The organism is Martinezella dioscoreae, from assembly GCF_009176305.1.
Lineage (GTDB): Bacteria > Pseudomonadota > Alphaproteobacteria > Rhizobiales > Rhizobiaceae > Rhizobium > Rhizobium dioscoreae.
In genome coordinates, this window is sequence record NZ_BLAJ01000022.1 from 1 (window position 1) to 20,740 (window position 20,740).

Consider the following 20,740-nt stretch of genomic DNA (forward strand, 5'->3'; position numbering starts at 1 on the left):
GCACCCCTCTTGACGGGGGCCGAAAACGGCGAAATCAATCAGCCCTGATAGAAACCAGGCTGCCGAGGACCAACCTCTTCAGACTGTCCGGACTTTAGTGAAACTGCTGTCCGGGATTTACCGGAAATCCTGTCCAACTTTTGCGAAGCGCGCAAGAGAGCACCGTTTCGGCAGCTCAATGGACGGGCAAGTGTTCGGACAAGAGGAGTTCTTGCACCGCCGCATCGACGATCTCGGCGAGCCTACGCCAACCGTAGAGATTCCGTTCGCTTACCCGCTCTTGGATCGCGGCCAGCATCCAGCCAGCCGCAGCTTGATCGTCGACGTTCTTGTGCATGTTGAAATGCTTGAGGCATGCTTCAATCCGTGGGCGAGCTGATCCGCGGTCGCGATCAATCGTCGCCACGAGCGCGCGTGCCTCCCGATAGGCTTTTGCGATCTGCCGCTTCCCTTGCACGCCGCTCTCGACGATTATTCTAACGGAATAGAGCAAGGCCATCAGCAAGTCGGCCGTTTCGTCGGAAACCACGTCATATACCTCCTGCAGCCTCACCTCGTTTGACGGTTTCTTAGAACAAGGAAATGCCGATCTGGTTCCGGATACCATGCCGCTCCGAGGCATCGAACATTAGGAAATGCAGCGTGAGCGTTACTCTTCAGATTCCTGGCACTAAACCGCTACCTGCGGTTCGTTCACTATCGCCTTTCATGGTTCTATAATACGTGGTTTTATGACCTGTCAAATGTTGTGTTTCCGCCATGGATGCACGGCAGCGAGTGGCACTGAATCTCAGGCGAATACGGGTTATGCGGGGGATCTCGCAGGACAACCTCGCGCTTGAGGCCAATGTCGAGCGCGCCTATGTCGGCTATCTCGAGCGCGGCAATAAGAACCCGACGGTTACGACGCTGGAGAAGATTGCTGAAGCGCTGGCTTGCGATATTTCGGAGTTCTTCGTTCCGGTGGCCGACGATCTCGTCACAATGAAGCCGCTGAAGAGCGGGAGGAAGTCTTCGCGTGGCTGATATTTATCAGCGCTCCAACCCGTATTTCATTGGACGTTGATCTATTTAGTCGCGACGAACCCATCGATAAATTTGCTATGTCGATATCGTTATAGGGTCACGGCGAAATGCAAAACCGGTGGACGCGTGACACAAATCAATACCATTTAAAGCTTGTCTGCCTGACGAAAGCGGACGCCGGTTAAACCATCGAGTGCCTTGCATGCGTCGCGTATTGCCGAATCACAAATGGGATTCGCACCTAGCCGTGGTTGAATGAAGACATGTGCTGAGCCTACGACCTCCTCGTGAAACCGCAGCTCTGGACGGCCTGTCACCTCCCCAATGCTATAGTATTCAACACCCGGAGCTTCTTTGTAGGTTTTGATCTTGATCTTGGAATTGGCGACATCGAGCGCATCAATGCTGCGAGTGACATCGCAAAGGAAGTGAGCTGGTCCTATTGATCCATCTGGAAGAATGTAGTCGCATTCGACAAAGGAAAAGCCTTCTGGATCAGCCTTTTCCAGTACTTGCTTAAGCCGCTCCGAGACGAACCAATAGCCGCTCATGCCGCCCTCTAAATCACGAGGTGGCTTACCACGCTTTCGATCAAAGACGATCCGCGGCTTTTCCGATAAAGCTGGAAAGCCACCATCTCGGGGCCGAACGATAAGTCTCGGTGGGGTTCGCAGCTTATCTTCGTTTTCGAAGATCAACCCGTGACCGGGTCCTCCCCCGGTAACATCCGGCCCAAACACATAGAAGGTTCGAAACTTCTTAAGAGAGCGACCCGACTTAGATTTGCTGTCAGTCATCGATTTTCCTTTAGTCTTGCCTTCTTCTGGTGGAGATTGCGCAACCGAAATTGAGAGATGGTCGATCTTCTCCAGAAGTAACCGCGGTATGGCTTACCATCGTGTTCGCCGGAGCTGCAGCGAGAATAGGCGGCACCTTCGTCCGACAGCATCGCTCGCGTTCATGCGGGCGCTAGGTCCCGCTCACGGTTTTCTTCTCAATTGCGTGGTGAGCGCTGGCTGTTGCTACCCAGCCAACTCATGTTTTGGCGCATTTGCTTCGACAGATTGGGCGAGGACGAACTGACTAGCACAGACATTCATTCGGCAACGGGTCATTACCATGAATATTAATCCGTCGCTCCTCCCAAAGCCTTCAGCACAGCTTGGAAGAGCTACAGCGAGTATCTTCCGATGATGGAGGTAGAGGGGCGTTATCTCTTCCTCTCTTGCCAAGCCATGTATACGGAGAAAATCCGATCGCGATCTCCACAATTTGGATAATAGGGTCCATCTCTCCGGCTTCTTTCATATTTGCGATAAACACCAAGTCTCTTGACTTCAGAGATGTACCCCTGCAGATGCTCCTCCAACTCACGCGCGTCTTCTGCGGCAAGATTATCGGCGAGCACTACAAGATGCTCGTAACCACGAAGGCGGGCGTATTCTCGCTTTCGATGGGCGCTCGGCCGACCGGTAATTCCAATCATATACTCCCCGACCGCTGGAGATTGGACAATTGCATCAACCGTAAACGCTATACTTTCAACGGTTCTATACTGCATGATGTTCGCCTGTTTTATGATTCTGACTCAAATCTTTTGGCATACTAAAAAGCGCTCAATTGGCTATACCCCGCATTGAGACATTACCTTTCGGATCGCAGATGATGAACCCGCCGCAGCAACCGATTGCTCATAGAAATTCTGTTCTCCCATCGAAAATGCGATCGCGATTTTATTTTTAGCATCGCGAATTGACGCGGCCTGCGACCCTTCCAAGGGAGCGGCTAATATGAGTGTCCCGGACTTCGGGACCTGCGCAAAAGCATCCAGCGTGAGTATTTCGCCCTTATCAATCCGCAATTTAAGTTTGAACATATGCAATGGGTTGCCTGTATTCACGGCCTCCTGAGTGAGGTCGGTGCCCTCCACCATATAAATGACGGAAAGCTCTTTTGCTTGGCACTTCAAACCGATCCCGCCAACATCCCCCACCGTAGCCGCAATAGCAGTATTCCCATCATCGAATGCACTCTCACTCGATTGAAACATCCAAGCCGCCAACGCGGTTTTGGCTATCAGTACGATAGCCCCGATTGAAACTCCGAAAAGTACCCACTTCATTGCGTCGCCCCAACTTCCTAACTCGAATTTGAGTCACGGTATCAGGTGAAAGTGCAAAATGGGTTGCATCTGTGATTTGAAATTATCCGCATAAGTTTAGATCCCGTTAGGGAAACACGGGCCGAGCAGTATGCCTCGAGACGAAATCCACCGTACCTATTCCAGCTGGTGTGTCCAATATCAGGCAAGAGATGTTTGCTCTTGATGGAATGGGAACCCTGGGCCCGTCTTATGACATCCTGTGCGGTTGAAATTATTAGAAGATCGGTGGCAATCTGGCATGCGGGTTCGCTCGATCGGGACTGAACATTGATCACGTTCGACCACGACATCTTTCAGCGCATCGTTCCCAAGGTTGCCCTTAGGGGATCTACGATCACGAAGCGCTAACACCCCGTTAACCGCAGAAATTGAGGAAGAACCGTGCGATCAGAGAAATCCGATCGAAATCCACGGAATGGCGGCAACGACCATGAGACCGACCAGCAGGGCGATCATGTAGCCGACAATCGGCTTCATGCCTTCATCGGGCTTGATGCGGCTGATTGCACAGGCCGCATAGTAGCCGACGCCGAAGGGGGGCGCGAACAGGCCCATGCCCATCGCCAAAATGACGACCATCGAATAATGCACTTCATGTATGCCAACCTCCCGTGCGATCGGGAATAGCAGCGGCCCGAAGAGCACGATCGCGGGAATGCCTTCCAGAACGGAACCAAGGATAATGAAGGCGACGACAGAGACAGCGAGAAACGTCGTCGTCCCACCGGGCAGGCCCTTCATGAATATGGCAAGTTCCGTGGAGAAGCCAGACTGCGTGAGTGCCCAGGCCATCGCGGTCGCCGCGCCGATGATCAGCAGGATCGCTCCCGACAGGGCTGCGGTATCGACCAGAATTGGAAAGATGCGCGACCAATCGAAACGGCGATAAATCAACAGGCCGGCCAGCACCGTGTAAGCAATGCCGATGGTCGAAACTTCCGTGGCTGTTGCCACCCCCTCGATGACCGCCGCGCGGATCAGGAAGGGCTGTGCGATGGCGGGAAGTGCCACGACGAAGCTCTTGGCGATTTCGCTCTTGCTGGCGCGTGTGACGCCAGAGAGGTCTTCGTTACGATAGCGCCACCAGACGACGGCGGCGAGCGTCAGACCGAGGATCACGCCTGGCAGCATGCCGCCGGTGAACAGCGCCGCGATGGAAACGCCCGTGACCGAGCCGATCGTGATGAGGACGATCGACGGCGGGATTGTTTCCGTCTGCGCGCCAGTGGCGGACAGCAGCGCCACGAGATCGCCGGGCTTGGCTCCGCGCTTGCGCATTTCTGGGAAGAGCGCAGGGGCGACGGCGGCCATGTCGGCAGCCTTGGAGCCGGAAATGCCCGACACCAGATACATCGCGCCGATCAGCACGTAGGAGAGACCGCCCCGTACATGGCCGAGGAGATTGGCGAGGAAGCCGACCATGGCGCGCGCCATGCCGGTCATTTCGATCAGCAGGCCGAGCAGCACGAAGAGCGGTACGGCAAGTAGAATAATATGGCTCATTCCCTCATCCATGCGTCCGATCACGACCATTGTCGGCGTCGTCGTGGTAAGCGCGATGTAGCCGAATGTCGCCAGACCGAAGGAGAAGGCGATCGGCACGCCGAGGAAGACGAGGCTACCTACGCCAAGAACGAAGAACAGCAGCAGATTCCAATTACCTAGAGGCGACAAATAGCCTCCAATGGCGGTCATGACGCCCACGATGACGGCGATTGCAAGGATCGCAAGCGCAACCTCGCGCAGTCCGCCGGTCCGCAGCAGGCGAAGTACAGAGACGAGCAGCATCAGAAATATTCCGACCGGGAGGGCTGCTGCTCGCCACGTATTGGGGATCTCCAGGGCGGGCGTCGTCACCCAGATTTCCTCCGCGGCGAAGTGATAGGCCGGGCCAATCGTCATGATGAGAAACGCGAGCGCTGCGGCGATCGCGATGAGATCGATGAACGATCTCCATTTCGGTTGCAGCGCGCCGACGATGGCGGTCATTCGCATGTGTTCGCCGCGCTGCATCGAAATGACGGATCCCAGCATGGCAAGCCAGAGAAACAGGATGCCGGCCAGTTCGTCCGACCAGATCAGCGGCTCGTGGAGAACGTAACGCCAGATGACGCCCATCATCAGGACACCGACTTCGGCGATGACAAGCAAGGCTGCAGGTACATTGACGAGGCGGATCAGAAATTTCTCAACGACCGCGGCGATCTTCGCGGAAGCATGTGTCGGCAGTGCATAGTCGACCTCGATTTCCCGGTGATGCTCTTGTGACATCTTGGCTCCCTCCCTCTGATTACCTTCGGTCGCGCAGCTGTTTCGGCCGGCCAGGTGCCTTGCCAATCATCGCGGTTAGCGCGGGTTAAGCGATCGCCCTTTATGCATCAAACCCAAACAGCCGCGCGACGGGTATGAATACAAGGCAAGCTGGCCGAATACCGATAAATTCGGCGGGACTGGCTATTCCTCATGTCCAATCCCGACCGACACCCGGTCCTGGAGGGCCGGGCATCTTGTCTTCAGCCCTTTCAAACGGCGGGGGTTCAACCGAGCTTGCCGGAGATCTTTTCCAGCATGCTCCATGCTTCGTCGCCGTACTTCTTCTTCCAATCGGCGTAGAAGGTCGTCGTCCTCAAACTAGCGCGGAACTCATCCTGCTTGACGTCGATCAGGTTGATGCCCTTGCCCTTAAGGTCAGCCTTGAGGCTCTCGCTGAGGGTCGCAATATCCTTGCGCTGTTCCAGGCCTGACTTGTCGATCTCCTTGGAGATTATGTCCTGAACATCCGTCGGAAGCCTGGCGAAGGAAGCCTTGTTGGCGAGAACCCAGTAGCCGTCCCAGACGTGATTGGTCAGGCTGATGCTCTTCTGCACTTCGTAGAGGCGGGCCGTGGAGATGATCGCCAGCGGGTTTTCCTGACCTTCGACGACCTTGGTCTGCAGCGCCGAGTAAAGTTCATTGAAGTTGATCGGCGAAGGCGCTGCTTCCAGAGCCTTGAACAGCGATGTCAGCGACGGGGCCGGCGGAACGCGCAGCCTGAAGCCCTTCAGGTCCGCCGGGGAGGTGATTTCCTTGGTTGACGAGGTGATCTGACGGAAGCCGTTGTCCCAGATGCGCGACACGGCGAAGATCGGCGTCTTTTCGATTTGCTTTGCGAGATGCGCACCGAGATCACCGTCCATGGCGGCCCAGACCTGGTCATAGCCCTTGAAGGCGAAGCCAAGGCTGGTGATGCCGCAGACGGGCACGAAGGTGGCTAAGACCATCGAGGAAAGGTTGAAAAAATCGACCGAGCCGTTACGGACTTGCGCGAGCAGATCAGTATCGGAGCCCAGCTGGTTTGCCGGATAGAGCTTGATGTCGACGCGGCCGGAGGTTACTTCGCGAATGCGATCGATCGCTTCTTGCGCGCGCTTGTTGACCGGATGTGTCGGGTCTTGGCCGGTAGCGTATTTGAGGTTGAATTCGGCCGCTGACGCTGGGCGCTTCAGAGCGGTGACGAGCGGCAGGCTGAGCGCACCTGTGACAAATGTGCGTCGATTGATAGAATAGTCGCGTTTCATGGTTTTCCTCCTCATAACCCGTAACGGATCGCTTTCTCGGTCGAGCATCACGCTCGCCTTCTTTGGCATGGACTAACCGCTAGCCGTCGGTCCACGGAATGCGGATCCTTCCCACCATCAGATTTCGAAAATGCAGGGACCCGCGACGGCCGTTCGGATTCTATCCCGTCCTGAACCGGCCGCCTCTAGGCTTGTTTTCGACGGAATGACGCGGCCTCGACCCCAGCCGGCGAAACAGCCCGCCAGATGATTGGTTTAGTGGATTAGAGAGCCACCGTTCACGTCGACCTCCGTTCCCGTGCAATAGGCCGAAAGATCCGAGGCTAGGAACAGGGCGCAGCCGGCAACATCGGAAGCCTCACCCGGACGCCCCATCGGAATGCCCTCCACGATCTTCTCGAGCATGTCCGGTGTCAGCTTGCCCGCCGTAATGTCCGTTGCGATAAAGCCAGGGCAGATCGCGTTGACCCGGATGTTAGACGGCGCCAGTTCGCGGGCGATCGCCTTGGTCAGACCAAGCACGCCGGCCTTGGCTGCGGAATAGTGAGGACCGCCAAATATGCCACCCCCGCGCTGTGCCGAAACCGAACTTAGGTTAACGATCGAGCCAGACTTCTGATCGCGCATAGCCGGGATCACAGCCTGGGTCATGTATAGCGTGCCGCGTAGGTTGACGTCGAGAACGGCGTCGTAATTGGCCGGACCGATCTCCATGATCTTCAGCGGCTGAGTGATGCCGGCATTGTTGACGAGGATATCGACGCGACCCCACCGCTTCACAAGTTCGGTGACGGCCGAATTGCACGCCGCCTTATCTGTCACATCGCAAGCGAGACCGACGTGGCTCGGCCCCAGGTCGGCTGCGGCAACCTTGGCGGCATCCGCATCCAAATCGAGGATGGCCAGCGTTGCACCATGTTCGGAAAACAGCTTCGCCGTTGCTTTGCCAAGCCCGCGCGCCGAAGCCGCACCCGTTACGATCGCAAATTTTCCCTTCAGAAGGCCCATATGCCTTGCTCCTCCCCGCTATTGCTTTGGATGATGGGGCGCTCCTCAGAGCCAGCCCTTGATTTGTTCGATGACCTTGCCGACTGAAATGCCGTACATCTCGTGCAGGGTTGGCAGTGCGCCTGCCTCCAGGAACTGGTCCGGAAGTCCGATCATGCGGAAGCGCGGGGCGATGCCGCGCGACAACAGACCAGCGGCAACGGCCTCGCCGAGGCCGCCCATGACCGTGTGGTTCTCGGCGGTGACGACCAGCCGGCCGCCCTTGGAAGCTTCGGCGGCGATGGTTTCAAGGTCGAGCGGCTTGATCGTCGGGCAGTGCAGAACCGCGACATCAACCTTGTCTTCAGCGAGCTTCTCGGCGGCATCGAGCGCGCGCATGGTCATCAAGCCGGTTGAAATGACAAGGACGTCTCTTCCTTCCCGGATCGTCTGCGCCTTGCCAAGCTGGAACTTGTAGTCCGGCTTGTGCTTCTTGAGTACGGATGGAACCTTGCCGCGAAGCAGCCGCGCGTAAACCGGCCCCTGAAGGGCGCACATCTCGGGAACCATGCCGAAAATATCATCGGCATCGCAGGGGTCGATGATCGTCATGTTGGGCAGGCCGCGGAAGATGGCGAGATCTTCCGTTGCCTGATGGCTCGGACCGTAGCCGGTCGTCAGGCCCGGCAGGGCACAGGCGATCTTTACCGGCAGGTTTTCTTCCGCGATCGCCATGGCGACAAAGTCATAGGCGCGGCGGGAGGCGAAGACAGCATACGTCGTCGCAAAAGGCAGGAAGCCTTCTCGGGCAAGACCAGCGGCGGCCGACATCAAAACCTGTTCCGCCATGCCCATCTGGTAGAAACGATCCGGCATCGCGTTGGCAAAGACATGCAGGTCGGTGTATTTGCCGAGGTCAGCCGTGAGGCCGACGATACGTTCGTCTTTCCTGGCAGCCTCGATCAAAGCATTGCCGAAGGGGGCTGAAACGGTATCGTAGCCTTCTGCGGCAAGCGAGGCGATCATGGCCGAGGTTGCCTGGCGCTCGCCCTCCGGAACCTTGCGGGCTTCGTATTTACGAGCCATCGATGCGAGAGTCATGTGGGCTTTCCTTCTTCCAGAACAGCGAGCGCCTTGTCCCATTCGTCCGCTTCAACGCGAACGAAGTGAGTGATTTCACGGCTCTCCAGGAAAGGCACGCCCTTGCACATGGTGGTGTCGAAGATGATGACGCGCGGCTTGGCCTCCTTGACCGCACGGGCCGCATCGAAGGCGGCGACGACGGCGGCAAGATCATTGCCGTTGACGCGTTGCGCATGCCAACCGAAGGCTTCCCACTTCTCGGTCAGCGGCTCGGAGCAGAGCATTTCGGTCGACTTGCCGTCGGCCTGCTGGTTGTTGAAATCTACGAGGCAGATCAGATTGTCGAGCTTGTGATGGGCGCCGGACATGGCCGCTTCCCAGGTCGATCCTTCGCCCAGTTCACCGTCCGACATCAGGTTGTAGACGAGCGCCTTGTTGTTCTTGCGCTTCAGACCCATGGCCATGCCCACGGCGATGCCCAGTCCGTGACCGAGCGAACCGCCGGTGATTTCCATGCCCGGCGTGTAGGATGCCATGCCCGACATGGGCATGCGACTGTCGTCCATGCCATAAGTCTCGAGCTCGTCTTCTGGTAGGATGCCGGCTTCCATCAGCACGGCGTAGAGCGCAATCGCGTAGTGGCCTATAGAGAGGAGGAAGCGGTCACGGCCTTCCCATTCCGGATCTTCCGGACGGTATTCAAGAGCGTGGAAATAGGAAGCGGCGAGAACATCCGCGACACCCAAGGCTTGACCTATATAGCCCTGCCCCTGCACCTGACCCATTAAAAGGGCCTTGCGGCGAATATTCCATCCCCTGAGTTCCAGCGACACGTTCGAACGGGCCACGGAGCCGCTTGTCAAATTCATAGTCTCCTCCCGGCTATCTATGCAGCTGAAGATAGCAGCGACCGCGGAGGATTGATTTTAAGAAACGTGAAAGACCTTTGAAGCCAACCTTAACATCAGCGGGATTCCAGTATCACAGGCCCCAAGGCTTGACGTCGATCAGGTCGGTGGGTGAGCTCAGGCGGAATCGGCAACCTAATGCTTCCAGATGGGCGCGGGCAGCATCGTCGTGGCTCTTGCACGCAGAGGTCAACCAATCGAAAAACCGCAACACAATCCTTCGGCTGAGATGCCTCGACGGGCAAACGAACCAATAGGCCGGGAAATCGATCACATCGAAATCGACGGAAAAGGGGACGAGTTCACCGCGTTCCAGCTCGCCGAGGCAAAGCGTGACGCTGTCGAGCGCGATGCCACCGCCCTGCTTGGCCATCTCGATCGACATGGACGAGCGGTCGAAACGCAAGGGATAGTTGATATTCGGGATACTGATCTTGTTGAAGGCCAGCCACAGGTCCCAGCGGTATAGCATCTTGACACTGTCGATGAGGCGGGCCTTGGCGAGCTGGCGTTGGGGATCGGGGTCAATCTCCTTGAGTCGCTCCAGATAGGCCGGGCTGCAGAGCGGAAGAACAAGGTCATGCATCAGCGGCGTAACGGAAACGCCGCTCCAGGTTCCCAAGCCATAGCGCAGATCGACATCGACGTTTTCGGTCTCGAATGCTGAAAAATCGGGCGTCGCGTCGATGCGCATGTTCCAATCTTCGTTCTCCGCCGCGAAGGCTCCAACCCGCGGTCCAAGCCAGCGCACGCCAAAGCTCGGACTGACACGGATTACGAAATTTCGACGAGTGCGCTGGAAAGAAATGGCAGAGCGCGCGTTGCGGATGGCTCCGAAGGCCTGCGTCGTCGTCTGGAACAGACGGTCGCCGTCAAGCGTCAGAACAAGGCGGCGCTTCTCGCGCCGGAACAACTTCACCCCCAGTTGCCCTTCGAGAAGCGACAATTGCTGGCTGACGGCGGAGGGCGAAATACCCAGTTCTTCCGAGGCCTTCGTGACGCTGCCCAGCCGAGCGACAGCTTCGAAATATTCCGTAGCTTTGAGATTGAGATCGCGCATACGCCAGCTTAGCTGATTGGAGTGGGGCGATCCATGGCCGCTCTCGCAGAAAAGGACGCTCCGCCAGAGGTCACGCTGAAATGCGTGAGGTAAGGAGATGAGTCAGTTCAGATCCGGTAAAATTTCTCGACGTTGTCATGGAACAGCTTCACGCGGTCCGCATGGGGATAGGCTGCCGTGATCTGCTTGAACGCGCTGAAGATCGCATCGTAGGAGGAGAACAGCTTATCCACCGGGAAGTTGGACGCGAACATGCAGCGATCGATACCGAATATCTCGATGGCGGATTCCACATAGGGACGGATGGATTCGGTGGTCCAGGTAAAGTTGCCCATGCCGAGGCCGGAAATCTTGCACGCGACGTTTTCTGCCTGAGCCAGCGTCTTCATGGCGGCGCGCCAGCCATCGAAGTGCTCGGGCCCATCGACCTGCATGCCGGTATGGTTCAGGATGATCTGCGTATCGGGAAAATCCCTGGCTAGTTCGTAGAACTCTTCCATCTGCCAGTAATAGAGCTGGAGATCAAAGGAGAGGTTGCGCTTGACGAGTTCCTTGAAACCTCGCCGCCATTCCGGCGTACGGCTGACTTCGGGCCGGTCGAGATAGGTCTTCGCCGGATCCGTATGGTAATTCATCGACTGGCGAATGCCGCGGAAATTCTTGTATTGCATATGCTCATCGAGAAGATCCGCCACGTCCGACTTGCGGAAATCGGCGTATCCGACGATGCCGTGCGGAAAGCCGCAACGGTCGGCAACGCCTTGTAGCCAGCGCGTCTCTCCAACGGGGTCCATTGGATCGTAACCGACGTCGAGATGGACTGACTTCACAAGATTCTGGTTCTTCGCATCCTCCAGAAAATCCTCGATAAGGTAATCAGAGATGATCGCGGAGTAATCGCCAAAAGCTGAAGGCTTGGCACCGTCATTCAGCCAGGGATAATAGTTGTTAGTGATGTCCCACAGGTGGTGGTGGGGGTCGATCAGCGGAATATCGTTCATTGAAAAACCGATCACATGAGTTCGCAATTGAGACCTAACGGCCGGAGACAGGATGTTCCGTCTCCGGCCAGTTGATCACTGCGGGAAGACGCGTGCGATAACCTTCTTAGCGGCATCCGAGTCGATGTCGGCAGCCTTCACCAGCGGCATGACGAGCGCCATGTTCTGGGTGGTCGGCGCGCCGGTAAGCGCGTTGTAGACCTGCTGCGTGGCATCGATGCCCTGGCCAACCGCTTCTTGGAAGAAGATTCCCTGGATGGCGCCATCCTTCAGAAGTTGGATTGTGGTCGGGCTACCATCGGCAACGGTGACGCCGACCTTGCCGGTGAGGCCACGGGTCGCCAAAGCCTTCGCGGCACCGCTGCCGGCCTGATCATACATGCCATAGATCGCCTTGACGTTCGGATGTGCGGTCAGCAGGTCGTTCGCCTGCGTGACGGCTTCGTTGATCGTCAGACCTTTAGTTTCCAGCATTTGAACAAGTTCGCACCCATTGGCCTCAAAAGCTTCCTTCGCGCCCTTCAGGTACTTCTGGGCGTTCTCACGATCCTGCGGCAGCGACAGCATCCCGACTTCCTTGCCTCCGCGCTCCTTGGCGAGTTCGCAGGTATACTTCCCCTGGGCGAGGCCGGTTTCATAGTTGTTGGCCGTGACCGACGACGTGAAATTCGTCTGACCCGGCTGCGGGCCGATGCCCGCGAACGCAACCGGGATCTTCTGCTGTGCCAGGAAGCTCAAAAGCGGCGGCGTCGACGTCGAGCTGACCGGCCCGATGACGACGGCGTTCACACCTCGGGTCACGGCTACCCTGACATTGTCCATCTGCTTGGCTGGCGAATTTTCCGACGTGTATTCGACATAGTCCATGCCGAGCCCCTTGGCCTTTTGCTGAACGCCATGGGCAACCCATTGCCAGTAATCGATGTCGAGCGACGGGGCGATATATGCCACCGTGAACTTCTTATCGGCGGCATGGGCACCCTGTGCAATCAGCATGCCGGCAGCCAATGCCATCATTATCTTGATTTTTTTCATCTTTTCCTCCTCCTTTAGCAATATCAATGAAATTTCATCGACGAATAAACCTGTCGATGAGAACGGCCACGAGGATTGCCAGTCCCGTGACCGACCCCTGCCAAAAACTGTTGATGCCGATGAGGTTCACGCCATTCTGGATGATGGTGATCATCAGCGCGCCAAGAACGGCACCAATCGCCGATCCGGTACCGCCAGCGAGGCTAGCACCCCCAATCACGACGGCGGCAATGGCCTGCAGCATCAGTGACGCACCGGCCGTTGCTTCCGCATTCAAAATGTAGCTGACCGTCAACAGGCCGGCAAAAGACGCCATCGTTCCGGAGATCACATAGGCCGCAAAGCGCGTGCGCTTGACCGGAATGCCGAGCAGATAGGCCGCCATGGGCGAACTGCCGATGGAATAGAACCAGCGGCCGGCCGTGACCTTGCGCAGCACGAATTCTAGAACAACCGTGAAGATCAGGCAGAACAGCACGAAATTCGGCAGGCCAGGGATCATCTCGCCGCTGTTCAGCAGCCAGTAATCCGGCGAATTGACGCCTAGCGAACGCCCATTGGTGACGATGAAGGCGAGCGAGGCCGCGACCGCATAGGTGATTAGCGTCACGACAAAGGGTGCGAGGCCGACCAGCGTGATGAGGAACCCATTGATCGCGCCGAAGATGATGCCCACCGAAAGTCCGGCAAGGCTCGCCGTTACATCGTCGAAGCCGCTTGCCATCGCCAACGCCGTCACCATGCCAGTCAGCGAGAAAATCGACCCGACCGAAAGGTCGATGCCACCGGTAATGATAACAACCAGCACGCCGAGCGACATGATGACGAGCGGGGCCGATGCCTGCAGGATGTTGGCAAAGTTACCCGAAGACAATGCGGCAGGCACGAAGAGGCCGACCCCGACAAGCAGCGCCACACAGGCGGCCGCAATCGCCAGTTCCGACCGGTAGACCGAGAAAAGAGACGGCATGCGGGGGCCGGGCGCATTGTTATCTTTGGAATTCATTGTGTGTGCTTTCGTGTTCATGCGGCCATCCCCGTGAGGTTTGCCAATGCGTCCTCATTGAACTGGTCGGACGGCAAAAGGCCTTTGGCGTGACCTTCGGTATCGAAGGCCAGGATTTCGTCGCAGAGTTCGAAGAGTTCGATATTTTCAGTCGACCACCAGACGACGGTCGTTCCCTGCTCCGCCATACCGCGGATGAGTTCGTAGATGTCGCGCTTGGTACCGATATCGACACCGCGCGTCGGCTCTTCGAAGACGACCAGTTTAAGCGGCAAGGACAGCCAGCGGGCGACGAGGAGTTTCTGCTGGTTGCCGCCCGAAAGTGTACCCGGCAGGTCCCAGATGGACCCCGCCTTCAGCTTCAGGCGCTGGACCAGATCGAGGCATTCGGCGCGTTCGGTGCCGCGGACCAGATATCGTCCTTCACGGATGCGTCGAGACGCTAGGACGTTATCAACGATAGGCAGTTGCGCCAGCACCCCTTTGGTGCGCCGATCGCCGGAAACATAGCCGATTCCGAGTTCCAAAGCCTGTCGGGGCGAGGAAGGACGTTCGGGCCAGCCTTCAGCCGCCATCTTCCATCCGCTCGTTCGACCTGTTCCGTTGAGCAGCGCGATCACCTGCGAGGGTCCGGCTGGTGCTCCCGCAAGCCCGAGGATCTGCCCCTTGCGGATGGCGACATCGCCGTTCGGACCCTTGAGCGTGATGCTGTCTTCGGTCGTCTTCAGGTCGCGCTTGCTCCGCGGGGCGTCACGGTACGCTGGTTGACCCATGTAACGAACAATTTCGTTGTCGCTCAGCGTTGAAAGCGGTGCGGCATCAACTACGGTCAGGCCATCGCGGATGATTGTACACTCATCGCAGAGCTGCCGGATTTCCTTCATCCGGTGCGAAACGAAAACGATGCCGATGTTCTTTTCTAGAACCAAGCGGCGCAAAACAACAAAGAGGCGCTCGGTTTCACCGGCAGTCAGGTTGGCGGTCGGTTCGTCGAGGAGCAGCACTTCCGCCCCTGTCGACAGTGCCCGCGCGATCTCTACGATCTGGCCCTCGTGCATGGACAGCTCGGATGCCTTGCGATGCAATGCATGTCCGGCAAGATGGGAATCGATGAGCGAAAGCGCCGCATGGCCGATTTCAGCCTGACGTTTCGATCGCACCAGAGTGCCGGCGGAAGAAGCATGAACAAGGGCAATGTTCTCTGCGACGGAGAGATCCGGCAGAAGGGCCAATTCCTGGTGCACGACGGCAATTTTCGGTTCCGAACCGTGACGGGAAGAATAGCTGATCTCACCTTCGTCCTTGCGCACGCCGCCGGTGATGACGCGGATCATGGTGCTTTTGCCGGCGCCGTTGCCGCCAAGTAGTGCGTGAACCTGCCCGGCGCGGACCGTGAAATTCAGACCTCGAAGAACCTTCGTCGCGCCAAAGCTTTTATGGAGATTCCGCACGGAAATGAGTTCTACATCAGGCGATGACATGGGCGCGCCCCCGAATAACAGGCGTGCTCCTGAAGCAATCCGTTCGCCGAAATTCCAACATCATAACCAACTCCTCCCGACTGCAGACTCTAGAGAAGGCCGGATGCGCCGAAAATTTACTTAAGTTAAAGAGATGTTAAGATGAGCTAACAAAGTGAGGACTTGTAGCCAGTAATGGCGTGCATCTCTGTCGCCATTGTGGGCGGACTTACATCCGCCTCAGGCGGAGGTTTTTATTGCTTACAATAAAGCAAGCGGCGGCACACCGAAGCATAAACGAAGTGGCTTGAGGCCGGACGGGCCTCAAGCTGTGTGATACGTGAGGAAGCGTGTCATCGATAGGCTCGCGCCCAAGGGTTTTCCACCCACCAATGCCCGTATGCGCCGTCCGCACAGAGCTTTCACAGATTGCGGTGTAAATTCATTCGCCCTAGATTGGCTTTGCAGATCCAGCCCAGCGAGCCGGAAACTCTGCTGCGCGCAATGCGGGATCGCAGGCGTCGATCTCGAACGTCACCAATTGATGAATATCGAACGGGTCCTCGGCGATCATGCTCTGAATGACGGCCAGGTCGTCGGCGTGAGCCAGAACGAAGCCGGCGTTGCCTTGTGGCGCGGGGCCCGCGAAGAGAATGATGCCAGCCTGTGTATATTTGACGAGCCAGGCCTTATGAGCATCGAGATGCGCCTGAATTTCTTCGCTCGGACGGATATAGCGCAGTTTGATGGCGAATAGCACGATGTGAGCTCCTGTGAGATCTTAGGCGACCGCCCGAATGTCGGCGAGCACGTCTGTGATGGCAGCGCGGGCAGCGGTGATGCCCTTCTGGCGAATTTCCTCGCCGCGCGAGACACCCTCGACGCGGACGAAACGAACGTCGTCAATGCCAAGGAAACCGAAGAAGCCTTTCAGATAGCTCTCTTGGAAATCCAGACGTGCCATCGGGCCCTCGATGTAGAAGCCGCCTCTGGCCGAGACGACGATGACGCGCTTACCACCGGCGAGACCGACCGGCCCGGTCGCGGTGTACTTGAAGGTCTTGCCAGGCTGGGCGATGCGGTCGAGCCAAGCCTTGAGCTGGGTGGACACTGAGAAATTATACATCGGTGCGCCGATGATCACGGTGTCGCTACCGAGAAACTCCGTCACGAGCTGGTCGGAGATTTCGTGCTCTCGTTGGGTGGCGTCATCGAATGTGCTTATGCCAAGCGGCCGGAAGCCTGCGGCAATAGCCCCGTCCAGGTGGGCGACAGGGTCAGCAACCAGGTCGCGATAGGTGATCTCGGTGCTCGGGTCGGCGACGACAATATTCGCGACAACGGCGGCAGTCAGCTCGCGGGTGATCGAGTTGTCGCCGGAGATACTGGAGTCGATGTGGAGGATCTTCATTTTAACCTCGGTTCTATGTGATTCTAAGGGGTGGCGCCGGTCACTGTCCGGCTTGCCGTGCCGCGCGATCGATCAGATCGACGACAGCGTCGGGATGGGAGACGAGCGACATGTGGCTCGACGGGATAGACGTGATTTGAGCTTTGATCTGCTGCGCCATCGTCTGTTGAACGGCGGGCGGCAGGGCGTTGTCGTTTTCGGTGCGTAGGTACCAGCTCGGCTTGTCCTGCCAAGCGGCATGACCGACTTTGGCGCCGAAAGCTGCCGCCGCGATTGGTTGCTGGATCGCCGCCAGTTCGGCGGCCTTCTCTGCCGGCACGTCGGCTGCCATGACCTGCCGATAGGCTGCCGCGTCGTCCAGCCAGATTAGGCCCTCGGAATCAGGTGTCATACCCGACATCGGCGCATTGAGACGCGTGAGCAAGTCGGCGACAGACTCTCCGCTATCCGGAACGAGTGCCGAGAGATAGACAAGGCCTTTCACGTTGGAGGCATTGCCTGCCTCGGTGATTACGGCACCAGCCCAGGAATGGCCGACGAGGAGAACGTCGCCAGTCTGGCGGCGCAGCACCCGGTTGGTAGCGGCGACGTCATCGGCAAGCGAGGTCAAGGGATTCTGGACGGCGGTCACATGGTAGCCGCGGGCCTGAAGCCGCTCGATGACGGAGACCCAGCTTGACCCATCGGCAAAGGCGCCGTGGACCAGGACGATGTTTCGCACGGCGACCGGGGCTGGTGCGGCTTCGGTCGACGCGCTGGCGATCGCGACAGTGACGCCGGCAAGGGCGGCGAAGCGGCGCAGTGGCCGCATACTAGACCGAGCTCTCTCGAACTGATGAGCCGTTTTAGTGCCCTCTCGGAAACGGAAAAATTTCATCTCGAACCACCTCGATAATTATTGAGGTAATTGTACGCGGCGTTGGTCGCGGCTATAACGTGGCAAACTGGACACTATTGATGCAAAACTCGCCAACCGAGACTCCCGCTGATGGCATAGTGCGTGTCGCCGTGATCGCTGTAGACGGAAGCCTTCTCTCCGCAATCGCCGGCCTCACCGATCTGTTCTGGATCACCAATCAGGCTCTGCGGGCGCCACCGGAAGGTACGTTGCCCCAAGCGTCAGTACGGACACGGCCATTGTTCGAAACCATCATCGTCAGTGCCGACGGGGCAAACTTGCCGACGGCGCAGGGGCGAAGCATCTCCGTCGATGGCGCCTTCGCCGATGTAGGGCATTGCGATGTCATCCTTGTCGCGGGCATGGCCTTGGGGACGAACGGTCTGCCGCCAGCCTCTGACACGATCAGGCATGCGGCGAACTGGCTGCGCGCGCAACACCGACTTGGGGTGTTGATCGGCGGGGCGTGCGCGGGGACCTTCGTCCTTGGCGAGGCAGGGCTGCTCGATGGCAAACGATGCACAACGACATGGTGGCTACACAACGCGTTCAAGCGCCGGTTTCCCAAGGCGAGGCCGATCTGGGGCACAGCAATAGAAGAGCAGGACAACATCATCACAACGGGCGGCCCGTTGTCGTGGATCGATTTGGCTCTGCATGTGATCAAACGCATCGCGGGTGCCGATATCGCTAAACTAGCGGCGGACGTGTCAGTTGCTGATAATTCGCCGATGCCGCAAATGGTCTACGCACCGCGGGGCTTCGTCAACGCGGCTGATCCATTACTTCTCAGGGCCGAGCAGATCATTCGGGGCGCCGGCCCGGGCTTGACCGCCGAAGCCCTGGCGAGCGAGCTGAAGCTCAGTACGCGGACGCTTCACAGACGGCTGAAGGACCTGACCGACGAGTCACCGAAAAGTTTCATCACTCGAGTGCGGATTGAGACGGCCTGTGTCCTCCTGGAAACGCCCGGGTCGAGCATCAAGCAAGTGGCCATGCAAAGCGGGTATACCGACGAAACCGCGTTCCGGCGAGCGTTCACCCAACTGAGCGGTATGACGCCGGCGGACTATCGACGCTGGTCACACGAACGCCTTAAGCAACCGGAGAATACCGTTTGAGGGCGCGTTTACCGCCGCGTCTTGAATGCCATTCCTTCGCAATGCTGTTGACGCGGCAATCGCCGATGCTTGGAAATCTCTTGGCTCGAACGATTTGAATGGAGGCTCAGCTCTTGAAGGGGTGCGAACTGACGGTACGATTGTTCCAGCGCTAAACCTTTGCGCCTGCAGCTAAAACAGAATCTCTAAGCCGTGATTCCGAGTCAAGGCAGGTATAGCTCAAAACAGATCACCTGTCGCGATGATATACCCCTCTTTAAGACGCCTTTCGCCTGAATCGCAGCGATCACTGGCACATCGATCCGACAAGCGCCCAGTTCAAAAGAGTATCAGATACTGCCGATCAGGCCCTTTGCCTTCAATACAGGCTCCAGCTTACTGACTTCAATAACTGACTTTCCCTGTTTGTAAGCTTCAATGTACCCGGCTTCTGCCTCGTCACGGGCCTGTGAGAGCCGCGCGACATCCTGCGCCTCCTCCCGGCGAACGATGACAAGCCCGTCGGCATCGCCGATGACGATGTCCCCGGGATTGATGATCTCTCCGCCAACGATGACCGGATCGTTGATCGTTGCGATCGTCTCCTTCACTGTACCCTTGATGCAGACGCTCAGCGAGAACACCGGAAATCCAAGTTCTCTCAGTTGCAGCGTGTCGCGCACGCCAGTATCGGTCACCAGGCCACCGATGCCCTTGGCAAGGCAGGCATTGGCCAGAACATCGCCGAAGGAACCTGCTTCCTCATACTCACCTGCGGAGACAACGATGATATCACCCGGTTTGGCGTAGTTGATCGCAAGCTGCAGCATGATGTTGTCCTGCGGCGCGCACTTGACCGTGAATGCCGGGCCGCAGAGCTTCATGCGATAATCCACGGGCTTCAGCCGCGAGGAAAGCGCGCCGCGGCGACCCTGGGCCTCATGGATCGTCGCGGGCGAGAATTTGGCGAGCGCCTCGATGTCGGCCTTGCTCGGGCGCTTGGCAATATCTTTGATGTGGGTCACGGAAACCTCCCATGGTTAAAGCCGACGGCGGGCGCGCCCACCGCCTGTTATCGATGACGATTTTGATGGATGGACTGGCCGGCTAGGCGGCCAGTCGTCAGGGGATAGGGTCGAACTTCAATTCGGTGATCGGGACGACCTTTTCGGTACGGGTCATTTTATACTCGGTGTTCTGTCCGAGCCATCTCTCCCAGATATTGTTGATCTCGCCTTTGCCGTCGAGCGTGTGCAGGATTTCGTTGATCTTTGCGGTCAGCGCGGGCTGATCCTTTTGCATACCAATGCCAACTGGCTCCAACAGCATGGGTTCGTCGATCATGCGCATCTGTTTGCCCTTCGTCTTGGATTCGTTGACAAGCAGCGTCGTCGTCATGGTGTTGGCGACGAGACCGCGCGCCTTGCCTTGCTGAACGGCAAGATAGGCGGACCCGGTATCCTGGAAGGTCAGCGGGTCGGATTTGTTGAGTTTGATTGCCAGTTCCGAAGTCGAGCCCTTGGTCGAGGCAAGGCGCTTGCCTTCGAAATCGGCCTTGGTCTTGCCGGCATCATCCGCAGGAACGATGAGCATTTCCTTGGCGATGTAGTAGGGGTCGCTGAACTGGATCTGTTCGGCGCGGCTCAGCGTATAGGCAAGGTTGGCAACCGTGATATCGACTCGGCCAAGCTTCACTTCGGGAACACGCGCCTCGACCGAGATCGGCTTGATCTCGGCCTTCACGCCCAGTTCGCTGGCAATCGCCCGGCACAGATCGACATCGAAGCCGACCATTTCTCTGGTTTTCGGGTCGGGCGAGGAAAACGGCGGCACGTCGGCATAGGTCGCGCAGCGCAGCGTCTTTGCCGATAGGATGGTGTCGAGCTGATCTGCCTTGGCCGGCAGGGCAATGGCGACGCCGGAAAGCGCCAATGTCACGGCAAGATATTTCCAGTCCATAGCTGTTCTCCTTGTTATTGATTTGTGGTGCTCTATCTCTTTGTTTTCTCGCAATTCCGGACGGAAAACCACTACACATTTTTCC

General features: G+C 57.7%; 20 protein-coding genes. 2 read left to right on the forward strand and 18 right to left on the reverse strand.

Annotated elements, in window-relative coordinates; genetic code table 11:
- Positions 1-175: 175 nt before the first annotated feature.
- Entirely contained in the window at positions 176-529 is a 354-nt protein-coding gene (locus GDN47_RS30850) for a hypothetical protein (RefSeq protein WP_233790208.1), read from the reverse strand.
- 278 nt (positions 530-807) lie between these two features.
- On the opposite strand from GDN47_RS30850, the gene GDN47_RS30855 reads away from it, so the two are divergent.
- Entirely contained in the window at positions 808-1,026 is a 219-nt protein-coding gene (locus GDN47_RS30855; protein ID WP_371865541.1) for a helix-turn-helix domain-containing protein, read from the forward strand.
- A gap of 146 nt (positions 1,027-1,172) precedes the next feature.
- Here GDN47_RS30855 and GDN47_RS30860 read toward each other — a convergent pair whose 3' ends face one another.
- The 15 genes from GDN47_RS30860 to GDN47_RS30930 form a co-directional block, all read right to left on the reverse strand.
- The gene (locus GDN47_RS30860) at positions 1,173-1,823 is read right to left on the reverse strand and encodes a DUF1629 domain-containing protein (RefSeq protein WP_152094948.1); all 651 of its coding nucleotides are present in this window, start codon (positions 1,821-1,823) and stop codon (positions 1,173-1,175) included.
- A gap of 827 nt (positions 1,824-2,650) precedes the next feature.
- The gene (locus GDN47_RS30865) at positions 2,651-3,148 is read right to left on the reverse strand and encodes a hypothetical protein (RefSeq protein ID WP_152094949.1); all 498 of its coding nucleotides are present in this window, start codon (positions 3,146-3,148) and stop codon (positions 2,651-2,653) included.
- Positions 3,149-3,577: 429 nt separating this feature from the next.
- The gene (locus GDN47_RS30870; protein ID WP_152094950.1) at positions 3,578-5,461 is read right to left on the reverse strand and encodes a TRAP transporter large permease; all 1,884 of its coding nucleotides are present in this window, start codon (positions 5,459-5,461) and stop codon (positions 3,578-3,580) included.
- 266 nt (positions 5,462-5,727) lie between these two features.
- Positions 5,728-6,747 carry a TRAP transporter substrate-binding protein gene (locus GDN47_RS30875; RefSeq protein ID WP_233790210.1) on the reverse strand — a complete coding sequence of 340 codons (1,020 nt, stop codon included), beginning with the start codon at positions 6,745-6,747 and terminating at the stop codon, positions 5,728-5,730.
- 255 nt (positions 6,748-7,002) lie between these two features.
- Positions 7,003-7,755, reverse strand: coding sequence for an SDR family NAD(P)-dependent oxidoreductase (locus tag GDN47_RS30880; protein ID WP_152094952.1), 753 nt, complete (start codon positions 7,753-7,755; stop codon positions 7,003-7,005).
- Between the two features lie 45 nt (positions 7,756-7,800).
- Positions 7,801-8,835, reverse strand: a complete 1,035-nt coding sequence (locus GDN47_RS30885) for a transketolase family protein (protein WP_152094953.1) — start codon at positions 8,833-8,835, stop codon at positions 7,801-7,803.
- Positions 8,832-9,686, reverse strand: coding sequence for a transketolase (locus GDN47_RS30890; protein WP_152094954.1), 855 nt, complete (start codon positions 9,684-9,686; stop codon positions 8,832-8,834). The genes GDN47_RS30885 and GDN47_RS30890 overlap by 4 nt, the downstream gene beginning before the upstream one ends.
- A gap of 112 nt (positions 9,687-9,798) precedes the next feature.
- A complete protein-coding gene (locus GDN47_RS30895; protein ID WP_152094955.1) occupies positions 9,799-10,785 on the reverse strand; it encodes a LysR family transcriptional regulator in 987 nt (328 codons plus the stop codon).
- A gap of 107 nt (positions 10,786-10,892) precedes the next feature.
- Complete coding sequence (locus GDN47_RS30900; RefSeq protein WP_152094956.1) at positions 10,893-11,786, reverse strand: amidohydrolase family protein; 894 nt, start codon at positions 11,784-11,786, stop codon at positions 10,893-10,895.
- A gap of 75 nt (positions 11,787-11,861) precedes the next feature.
- Complete coding sequence (locus tag GDN47_RS30905) at positions 11,862-12,821, reverse strand: substrate-binding domain-containing protein (protein WP_152094957.1); 960 nt, start codon at positions 12,819-12,821, stop codon at positions 11,862-11,864.
- Positions 12,822-12,855: 34 nt separating this feature from the next.
- The gene (locus tag GDN47_RS30910) at positions 12,856-13,827 is read right to left on the reverse strand and encodes an ABC transporter permease (RefSeq protein WP_152094974.1); all 972 of its coding nucleotides are present in this window, start codon (positions 13,825-13,827) and stop codon (positions 12,856-12,858) included.
- A gap of 17 nt (positions 13,828-13,844) precedes the next feature.
- Entirely contained in the window at positions 13,845-15,308 is a 1,464-nt protein-coding gene (locus GDN47_RS30915) for a sugar ABC transporter ATP-binding protein (RefSeq protein ID WP_152094958.1), read from the reverse strand.
- 430 nt (positions 15,309-15,738) lie between these two features.
- The gene (locus tag GDN47_RS30920; protein WP_152094959.1) at positions 15,739-16,047 is read right to left on the reverse strand and encodes a YciI family protein; all 309 of its coding nucleotides are present in this window, start codon (positions 16,045-16,047) and stop codon (positions 15,739-15,741) included.
- 21 nt (positions 16,048-16,068) lie between these two features.
- Positions 16,069-16,698, reverse strand: coding sequence for an FMN-dependent NADH-azoreductase (locus GDN47_RS30925; RefSeq protein ID WP_152094960.1), 630 nt, complete (start codon positions 16,696-16,698; stop codon positions 16,069-16,071).
- 40 nt (positions 16,699-16,738) lie between these two features.
- On the reverse strand, positions 16,739-17,509 hold the full coding sequence (locus GDN47_RS30930) for an alpha/beta fold hydrolase (RefSeq protein WP_152094961.1): 771 nt from the start codon (positions 17,507-17,509) through the stop codon (positions 16,739-16,741).
- A gap of 146 nt (positions 17,510-17,655) precedes the next feature.
- Between GDN47_RS30930 and GDN47_RS30935 the strand changes: the two genes are divergently transcribed.
- Positions 17,656-18,717 (forward strand): GlxA family transcriptional regulator, encoded by a 1,062-nt coding sequence (locus GDN47_RS30935; protein ID WP_210386785.1) that lies wholly within the window; start codon positions 17,656-17,658, stop codon positions 18,715-18,717.
- Between the two features lie 329 nt (positions 18,718-19,046).
- Here the strand turns inward: GDN47_RS30935 and GDN47_RS30940 are convergent, their stop codons facing one another.
- Both GDN47_RS30940 and GDN47_RS30945 read right to left on the reverse strand, forming a co-directional pair.
- The gene (locus GDN47_RS30940; RefSeq protein WP_152094962.1) at positions 19,047-19,721 is read right to left on the reverse strand and encodes a 4-carboxy-4-hydroxy-2-oxoadipate aldolase/oxaloacetate decarboxylase; all 675 of its coding nucleotides are present in this window, start codon (positions 19,719-19,721) and stop codon (positions 19,047-19,049) included.
- A gap of 97 nt (positions 19,722-19,818) precedes the next feature.
- Complete coding sequence (locus GDN47_RS30945; RefSeq protein ID WP_152094963.1) at positions 19,819-20,655, reverse strand: ABC transporter substrate-binding protein; 837 nt, start codon at positions 20,653-20,655, stop codon at positions 19,819-19,821.
- Positions 20,656-20,740: the final 85 nt, after the last annotated feature.